The organism is Buttiauxella sp. BIGb0552, assembly GCF_004366275.1.
Classification (GTDB): Bacteria; Pseudomonadota; Gammaproteobacteria; order Enterobacterales; family Enterobacteriaceae; genus Buttiauxella; species Buttiauxella gaviniae.
Genome location: NZ_SODY01000012.1, coordinates 23,960 through 32,391, shown reverse-complemented (window position 1 = coordinate 32,391; position 8,432 = coordinate 23,960). Strand labels below are relative to the sequence as shown.

Here is an 8,432-nt window from a genome sequence, read left to right as displayed (position 1 = left end):
TACTTCCGTACAACTGACGTGACTGGCACCATCGAACTGCCAGAAGGCGTTGAGATGGTAATGCCGGGCGACAACATCAAAATGGTTGTTACCCTTATCCACCCAATCGCGATGGACGACGGTCTGCGTTTCGCAATCCGTGAAGGCGGCCGTACTGTAGGCGCGGGCGTTGTTGCTAAAGTTATCGCTTAATCGCGGATAACATTTGACGCAACGCGCAAGAAAAGGGCATCATTTGATGCCCTTTTTGCACGCTCTCTGTCCAGAACCTGGCTCATCAGTGATTTTTTACTCATAATCATTGCTGAGACAGGCTCTGAAGATGGCGTTATACCGAATAGTGCCTGAAAAGAGCCATTCGGTCTGGTTTTGCCTCGCGTATGCGGGGCAAAAATGTTTGTCTGAATTATTGTGACGGGTTGGTTTATGAGTGCGAATACCGAAGCTCAAGGAAGCGGGCGCGGCCTGGAAGCGATGAAGTGGCTGGCAGTTGCTGCTCTGCTGATTGTGGCGATCGTGGGCAACTACATTTATCGTGATGTATCTCTGCCTCTGCGTGCCCTGGCAGTGGTTGTTCTGATTGCTGCAGCGGGTGGTGTCGCGCTGTTAACGACGAAAGGCAAAGCGACTGTTGCTTTCGCCCGCGAAGCAAGAACTGAAGTTCGTAAAGTTATTTGGCCAACTCGCCAGGAGACTTTACACACCACCTTAATCGTGGCGGCAGTTACTGCTGTAATGTCACTGATTTTGTGGGGGCTGGACGGTATTCTTGTCCGCCTGGTTTCTTTTATTACTGGCCTGAGGTTCTGAGATGTCTGAAGCCCCTAAAATGCGCTGGTACGTCGTTCAGGCGTTTTCCGGTTTTGAAGGCCGCGTAGCAACATCGCTGCGTGAGCACATCAAATTGCACAACATGGAAGAGTTGTTTGGTGAAGTCATGGTTCCGACCGAAGAAGTGGTCGAAATCCGTGGTGGCCAGCGTCGCAAAAGCGAGCGCAAATTCTTCCCGGGCTATGTTCTGGTCCAGATGGTTATGAACGACGCGAGCTGGCACTTAGTGCGCAGTGTTCCGCGCGTGATGGGTTTCATCGGCGGTACTTCTGACCGTCCTGCGCCAATCAGCGATAAAGAAGTTGATGCGATTATGAACCGCCTGCAACAGGCTGGTGATAAGCCGCGTCCTAAAACGCTGTTTGAACCAGGCGAAATGGTACGCGTCAGCGATGGTCCATTTGCTGACTTTAACGGTGTAGTTGAAGAAGTAGATTACGAAAAGAGCCGCTTGAAGGTTTCTGTATCTATCTTCGGTCGTGCTACGCCGGTTGAGCTTGATTTTGCTCAGGTAGAGAAAGCCTAGTAACTAGGTTATAACCAAAATAATTCGAGTTGCAGGAAGGCGGCGACGCAGTGAATCTCCTGGAGCTTACTTTAGTAAGTGACTGAGGCGAGCGAAAAAAGCCAACGCACATGCAACTTGAAGTATGAAGGGTATAAAAGCAGCGATTAATCGTTGCACAGGGCGCGAGATTGGAATACAATTTCGCGCCTTTTGTTTTTATGCGTCTTGCGCGCGTAGAACGAATTATTCACGGGGAGCCTTCATTGTTTAAGGCGCTATAACCCACTAGAGGAAATTAAGATGGCTAAGAAAGTACAAGCCTACGTCAAGCTGCAAGTTGCAGCTGGTATGGCGAACCCAAGTCCACCAGTTGGTCCAGCTCTGGGCCAACAAGGTGTGAACATCATGGAATTCTGTAAAGCGTTTAACGCCAAAACTGAATCCCTGGAGAAAGGTCTGCCAATTCCGGTTGTTATTACCGTTTATGCTGACCGTTCTTTCACTTTCGTTACTAAAACTCCACCGGCTGCTGTTCTGTTGAAGAAAGCTGCAGGTATCAAGTCTGGTTCTGGCAAGCCGAACAAAGACAAAGTGGGTAAAGTGACCCGTGCTCAGGTGCGTGAAATCGCAGAAACCAAAGCTGCGGACATGACTGGTTCTGACGTTGAAGCGATGACTCGCTCCATCGAAGGTACTGCTCGTTCCATGGGCCTGGTAGTGGAGGATTAAGAAATGGCTAAACTGACCAAGCGCATGCGCGTGATCCGTGACAAAGTTGATGCAACTAAACAGTATGACATCAACGAAGCCGTTGCTTTGCTCAAAGAGCTGGCCACTGCGAAATTCGTAGAAAGCGTTGACGTTGCTGTAAACCTCGGCATCGACGCTCGTAAATCTGACCAGAACGTACGTGGTGCAACTGTACTGCCGCACGGTACTGGCCGTTCAGTTCGCGTAGCCGTATTTGCCCAAGGCCCTAACGCTGAAGCAGCTAAAGCTGCTGGCGCTGAGCTGGTAGGTATGGAAGATCTGGCTGACCAGATCAAAAAAGGCGAAATGAACTTTGACGTTGTTATCGCATCTCCAGATGCAATGCGCGTTGTTGGCCAACTGGGCCAGGTTCTGGGTCCACGTGGCCTGATGCCTAACCCGAAAGTTGGTACTGTAACTCCTAACGTTGCTGAAGCGGTTAAGAACGCTAAAGCTGGTCAGGTTCGTTACCGTAACGACAAAAACGGCATCATTCACACCACCATCGGTAAAGTGGATTTTGACACTGACAAACTGAAAGAAAACCTGGAAGCTCTGCTGGTTGCGCTGAAAAAAGCTAAACCATCTCAAGCTAAAGGCGTTTTCATTAAGAAAGTTAGCCTGTCTACCACTATGGGTGCAGGTGTTGCGGTCGACCAATCTGGTCTGAGCGCAGTAGTGAACTAAGATTCACTGCTTTACGCGGGCGTTAGATTGGTCTAAAATCCTACGCCCGTTGCCTTACAATGTAAGGCACAAAGAATTTTCGGTTGGAGCCTGGCCTTATCCAGGCCTCCGTCCAAGACCGCAGGAGTTTCGCGAGAGACTTAATTCCCTGCGTAGACGGTGACAGAACCTGAAGAATATTTTTGATAGTCTTTGGCTTGTTTCTGCTCACCGTATGTCGACGTTCATTATCGTTTTGGTAATGAATGAAGTGAGTTCCGGGGGAAACCCCGGCTAATATCCAGGAGCAAAGCTAATGGCTTTAAATCTTCAAGACAAACAAGCGATTGTTGCTGAAGTCAGCGAAGTAGCCAAAGGTGCGCTGTCTGCGGTTGTTGCGGATTCCCGTGGCGTGACCGTAGGTAAAATGACTGAACTGCGTAAAGCAGGTCGTGAAGCTGGCGTTTACATGCGTGTTGTTCGTAACACCTTGCTGCGCCGCGTTGTTGAAGGTACTCAGTTTGAGTGCCTGAAAGACACGTTTGTTGGTCCAACCTTGATTGCATATTCTATGGAACACCCGGGCGCAGCTGCTCGTCTGTTCAAAGAATTCGCTAAAGCGAATGCAAAATTCGAGGTTAAAGCTGCAGCCTTTGAAGGTGAGCTGATCCCGGCGGCCCAGATCGATCGCCTGGCAACTCTGCCAACTTACGAAGAAGCAATCGCACGCCTGATGGCAACCATGAAAGAAGCCTCTGCAGGCAAATTGGTTCGCACTCTGGCTGCTGTACGCGATCAGAAAGAAGCTGCTTAATAGCGCTTTCCTTTCTAACGCACTTGCTTACGTATAAACTTATTCTGATTTTCAGGAACAATTGTTATGTCTATCACTAAAGATCAAATCATTGAAGCAGTATCCGCTATGTCTGTAATGGACATTGTTGAACTGATTTCTGCAATGGAAGAAAAATTCGGTGTTTCCGCTGCTGCTGCTGTTGCAGGCCCTGCTGCTGCTGCTGAAGCTGTAGAAGAGAAAACTGAGTTCGACGTTATTCTGAAAGCTGCTGGCGCTAACAAAGTTGCCGTTATCAAAGCAGTTCGTAGCGCAACTGGCCTGGGCTTGAAAGAAGCTAAAGACCTGGTTGAATCCGCTCCAGCTGCGCTGAAAGAAGGCGTGAGCAAAGATGACGCAGAATCTCTGAAGAAAACTCTGGAAGAAGCTGGCGCTGAAGTTGAAGTTAAATAAGCCAATCTTTCCGGTTGCAGCCTGAGAAATTAGGCTGATGGCTGGTGACTTTTTAGTCACCAGCCTTTTTGCGCTGTAGGGTACCAGTAGCGTTTCACACTGTTTGACTGCTGGTTTCCTTTCAATGTTTGTCTCTATCTACGCCTTAATATACTACGACTTTCTATGCCGGGAGTTCCGGGGTAAAGCGTGGCGAAATGGTTTAAGAGTGATAGAAACAGGTATTGCGGAAAGTGTTCCACTTTCCGGTCCACAAAATAGTGTTGCACAAACTGTCCCCTTGTCGGGCAGATGGGTCGACTTGTCAGCGAGCTGAGGAACCCTAATGGTTTACTCCTATACCGAGAAAAAACGTATTCGTAAGGATTTTGGAAAGCGTCCACAAGTTTTGGACATTCCTTATCTCCTTTCTATCCAGCTTGACTCGTTCCAGAAGTTCATCGAGCAAGATCCTGAAGGCCAGTACGGTCTGGAAGCGGCTTTCCGTTCCGTGTTCCCTATTGCAAGCTACAGCGGTAACTCTGAGCTGCAATATGTGAGCTATCGTCTGGGTGAGCCGGTATTTGACGTTAAAGAATGTCAGATCCGCGGCGTGACGTATTCCGCTCCGCTGCGCGTAAAACTGCGCCTGGTGATCTACGAACGTGAAGCGCCGGAAGGCACCGTTAAAGATATTAAAGAACAAGAAGTTTACATGGGTGAAATTCCACTCATGACAGATAACGGCACCTTCGTTATTAACGGTACTGAGCGCGTTATCGTTTCTCAGTTGCACCGTAGCCCAGGTGTGTTCTTTGATAGTGACAAAGGTAAAACCCACTCTTCCGGGAAGGTGCTGTATAACGCACGTATCATCCCTTACCGTGGTTCCTGGCTGGATTTCGAGTTCGACCCGAAAGACAACCTGTTTGTACGTATCGACCGTCGCCGCAAACTGCCTGCGACTATCATTCTGCGTGCATTGCAGTTCACCACTGAGCAGATTCTTGATCTGTTCTTTGAGAAAGTTTATTTCGAAATCCGTGACAACAAGCTGCAGATGGAATTGGTGCCAGAACGCCTTCGTGGTGAGACTGCATCCTTTGACATCGAAGCTAACGGCAAAATCTATGTCGAAAAAAGCCGCCGTATCACAGCGCGCCATATTCGCCAGCTGGAAAAAGACGATATTAAGCTTATCGAAGTTCCGGTTGAATACATTGCTGGTAAAGTCGCGGCTAAAGACTACGTTGATGCATCGACTGGCGAACTGATTTGCGCAGCGAACATGGAACTGTCTTTGGACTTGTTAGCTAAACTGAGCCAGTGTGGTCATAAGCGTATCGAAACGCTGTTTACCAACGACCTGGATCACGGTGCATACATTTCTGAGACCATCCGTGTCGACCCAACTAGCGATCGCCTGAGCGCGCTGGTTGAAATCTATCGCATGATGCGTCCTGGCGAGCCACCAACTCGCGAAGCAGCTGAAAACCTGTTCGAGAACCTGTTCTTCTCTGAAGACCGCTATGACTTGTCTGCGGTTGGTCGTATGAAGTTCAACCGTTCTCTGCTGCGTGATGAAATCGAAGGTTCAGGCATCCTGAGCAAAGACGACATCATCCAGGTTATGCGTAAGCTGATCGGTATTCGTAACGGTCAGGGCGAAGTGGATGATATCGACCACCTCGGCAACCGTCGTATCCGTTCCGTTGGCGAAATGGCGGAAAACCAATTCCGCGTTGGCCTGGTACGTGTAGAGCGTGCGGTTAAAGAGCGTCTGTCTTTGGGCGACCTCGATACCCTGATGCCTCAGGATATGATCAACGCCAAGCCTATCTCTGCTGCGGTTAAAGAGTTCTTCGGTTCCAGCCAGCTGTCTCAGTTCATGGACCAGAACAACCCGTTGTCTGAGATTACGCACAAACGTCGTATCTCCGCACTCGGCCCGGGTGGTTTGACCCGTGAGCGTGCAGGCTTCGAAGTACGTGACGTACACCCAACTCACTACGGTCGTGTATGTCCAATCGAAACCCCTGAAGGTCCGAACATCGGTCTGATCAACTCCCTGTCTGTTTATGCACAGACTAACGAATACGGTTTCTTAGAAACTCCGTATCGTCGCGTTGTTGAAGGTGTTGTCACTGACGAAATCCATTACCTTTCTGCAATTGAAGAAGGTAACTATGTCATCGCTCAGGCTAACACCAATCTGGACGAAGAAGGCCGTTTCGTAGACGACCTTGTAACTTGCCGTAGTAAAGGTGAATCCAGCTTGTTCAGTAACGACCAGGTTGACTACATGGACGTTTCTACCCAACAGGTAGTTTCCGTCGGTGCGTCCCTGATCCCGTTCCTGGAACACGATGACGCCAACCGTGCATTGATGGGTGCGAACATGCAACGTCAGGCCGTTCCAACTTTGCGTGCTGATAAGCCGCTGGTTGGTACTGGTATGGAACGTGCTGTTGCCGTTGACTCCGGTGTTACTGCGGTTGCTAAACGTGGCGGTACTGTTCAGTACGTTGATGCGTCTCGTATCGTTATCAAAGTTAACGAAGACGAAATGCTGGCTGGTGAAGCTGGTATCGACATCTACAACCTGACCAAATACACCCGTTCGAACCAGAACACCTGCATCAACCAGATGCCATGTGTTTCTCTGGGCGAACCTGTTGAACGTGGCGATGTGTTGGCAGACGGTCCGTCTACTGACCTCGGTGAACTGGCTCTTGGCCAGAACATGCGCGTAGCGTTCATGCCGTGGAACGGTTACAACTTCGAAGACTCCATCCTCGTATCCGAGCGTGTTGTTCAGGAAGATCGTTTCACAACTATTCACATCCAGGAACTGGCGTGCGTGTCTCGTGACACTAAGCTTGGGCCAGAAGAGATCACCGCTGACATCCCTAACGTGGGTGAAGCAGCTCTCTCCAAACTGGATGAATCCGGTATCGTTTATATCGGTGCTGAAGTGACCGGTGGTGACATTCTGGTTGGTAAGGTAACGCCTAAAGGTGAAACCCAGCTGACTCCAGAAGAGAAACTGCTGCGTGCAATCTTCGGTGAGAAAGCGTCTGACGTTAAAGACTCTTCTCTGCGCGTACCAAACGGCGTTTCCGGCACCATCATCGATGTGCAAGTCTTTACCCGCGATGGCGTGGAAAAAGACAAGCGCGCGCTGGAAATCGAAGAGATGCAACTGAAGCAGGCGAAGAAAGACCTGACTGAAGAACTGCAAATCTTTGAAGCTGGTCTGTTTGCTCGTATCCATGCTGTGCTGGTTGCTGGCGGTGTTGAAGCTGAGAAGCTCGACAAATTGCCACGCGATCGCTGGTTGGAACTGGGTCTGACTGACGAAGATAAGCAAAACCAGCTGGAACAGCTGGCAGAGCAGTACGACGAGCTGAAGCACGAGTTTGAGAAGAAACTTGAAGCTAAGCGCCGCAAAATCACTCAGGGCGATGACCTGGCACCTGGCGTGCTGAAAATCGTTAAAGTGTATCTGGCCGTTAAACGTCAGATCCAGCCTGGTGACAAGATGGCAGGTCGTCACGGGAACAAAGGTGTTATCTCCAAGATCAACCCGATCGAAGATATGCCTTACGATGAAAACGGCACGCCTGTAGACATCGTACTGAACCCGTTGGGCGTACCATCTCGTATGAACATCGGTCAGATTCTGGAAACCCACTTGGGTATGGCTGCTAAAGGCATCGGCGAGAAAATCAACGCCATGCTGAAGAAGCACGAAGAAGTTTCCAAGCTGCGCGAATTTATCCAGAAAGCATACGACCTTGGTTCAGATGTTCGTCAGAAAGTTGACTTGAACACCTTCACCGACGATGAAGTTCTGCGTCTGGCTGAGAACCTGAAAAAAGGTATGCCGATTGCTACTCCGGTATTCGACGGTGCGAAAGAGTCGGAAATCAAAGAGCTGTTGCAACTGGGTGGCCTGCCGACTTCCGGTCAGATCACACTGTTTGATGGCCGTAGCGGTGAGCAGTTTGAGCGTCCAGTAACCGTAGGTTACATGTACATGCTGAAACTGAACCACTTGGTTGATGACAAAATGCACGCGCGTTCTACCGGTTCTTACAGCCTGGTTACTCAGCAGCCGCTGGGTGGTAAGGCTCAGTTCGGTGGTCAACGCTTCGGTGAGATGGAAGTGTGGGCACTGGAAGCATACGGTGCTGCTTATACTCTGCAGGAAATGCTGACTGTTAAGTCTGATGACGTTAATGGCCGTACCAAGATGTATAAAAACATCGTGGATGGTAATCATCAGATGGAACCAGGCATGCCGGAATCCTTCAACGTACTGTTGAAAGAAATCCGTTCGCTGGGTATCAACATCGAGCTGGAAGGCGAGTAATAACTCGTATCTGCTGTACTGGTTACAGGATGTCCGGGTCACACCGGACGTCTCTGAGAAGTCTCACTCCGACGGGA

General features: G+C 49.7%; 7 protein-coding genes and 1 pseudogene. All 8 read left to right on the top strand.

The window, feature by feature from the left end; translation table 11 throughout:
- Positions 1–192: pseudogene (gene tuf, locus EDF88_RS24100) on the top strand (elongation factor Tu); the annotation flags it as partial.
- A 234-nt stretch (positions 193–426) separates the two neighbouring features.
- Positions 427–810, top strand: a complete 384-nt coding sequence (gene secE, locus EDF88_RS24095) for a preprotein translocase subunit SecE (protein WP_034461807.1) — start codon at positions 427–429, stop codon at positions 808–810.
- A 1-nt stretch (position 811) separates the two neighbouring features.
- The gene (gene nusG / locus EDF88_RS24090; protein WP_064515271.1) at positions 812–1,357 is read left to right on the top strand and encodes a transcription termination/antitermination protein NusG; all 546 of its coding nucleotides are present in this window, start codon (positions 812–814) and stop codon (positions 1,355–1,357) included.
- A gap of 282 nt (positions 1,358–1,639) precedes the next feature.
- Complete coding sequence (gene rplK / locus EDF88_RS24080) at positions 1,640–2,068, top strand: 50S ribosomal protein L11 (RefSeq protein ID WP_034492296.1); 429 nt, start codon at positions 1,640–1,642, stop codon at positions 2,066–2,068.
- 3 nt (positions 2,069–2,071) lie between these two features.
- Positions 2,072–2,776, top strand: a complete 705-nt coding sequence (gene rplA, locus EDF88_RS24075) for a 50S ribosomal protein L1 (RefSeq protein ID WP_034461804.1) — start codon at positions 2,072–2,074, stop codon at positions 2,774–2,776.
- Positions 2,777–3,071: 295 nt separating this feature from the next.
- A complete protein-coding gene (gene rplJ, locus EDF88_RS24070) occupies positions 3,072–3,569 on the top strand; it encodes a 50S ribosomal protein L10 (protein WP_034461803.1) in 498 nt (165 codons plus the stop codon).
- Between the two features lie 66 nt (positions 3,570–3,635).
- Positions 3,636–4,001 carry a 50S ribosomal protein L7/L12 gene (gene rplL / locus EDF88_RS24065; protein ID WP_064515273.1) on the top strand — a complete coding sequence of 122 codons (366 nt, stop codon included), beginning with the start codon at positions 3,636–3,638 and terminating at the stop codon, positions 3,999–4,001.
- A 325-nt stretch (positions 4,002–4,326) separates the two neighbouring features.
- The gene (gene rpoB / locus EDF88_RS24060) at positions 4,327–8,355 is read left to right on the top strand and encodes a DNA-directed RNA polymerase subunit beta (RefSeq protein ID WP_134187825.1); all 4,029 of its coding nucleotides are present in this window, start codon (positions 4,327–4,329) and stop codon (positions 8,353–8,355) included.
- Positions 8,356–8,432: the final 77 nt, after the last annotated feature.

Coding starts and splice junctions, on each gene's coding strand:
- rplL (WP_064515273.1), top strand. CDS start 3,636: ATGTCTATCACTAAAGATCAAATCATTGAAGCAGTATCCGCTATGTCT.
- rpoB (WP_134187825.1), top strand. CDS start 4,327: ATGGTTTACTCCTATACCGAGAAAAAACGTATTCGTAAGGATTTTGGA.
- rplK (WP_034492296.1), top strand. CDS start 1,640: ATGGCTAAGAAAGTACAAGCCTACGTCAAGCTGCAAGTTGCAGCTGGT.
- rplJ (WP_034461803.1), top strand. CDS start 3,072: ATGGCTTTAAATCTTCAAGACAAACAAGCGATTGTTGCTGAAGTCAGC.
- nusG (WP_064515271.1), top strand. CDS start 812: ATGTCTGAAGCCCCTAAAATGCGCTGGTACGTCGTTCAGGCGTTTTCC.
- rplA (WP_034461804.1), top strand. CDS start 2,072: ATGGCTAAACTGACCAAGCGCATGCGCGTGATCCGTGACAAAGTTGAT.
- secE (WP_034461807.1), top strand. CDS start 427: ATGAGTGCGAATACCGAAGCTCAAGGAAGCGGGCGCGGCCTGGAAGCG.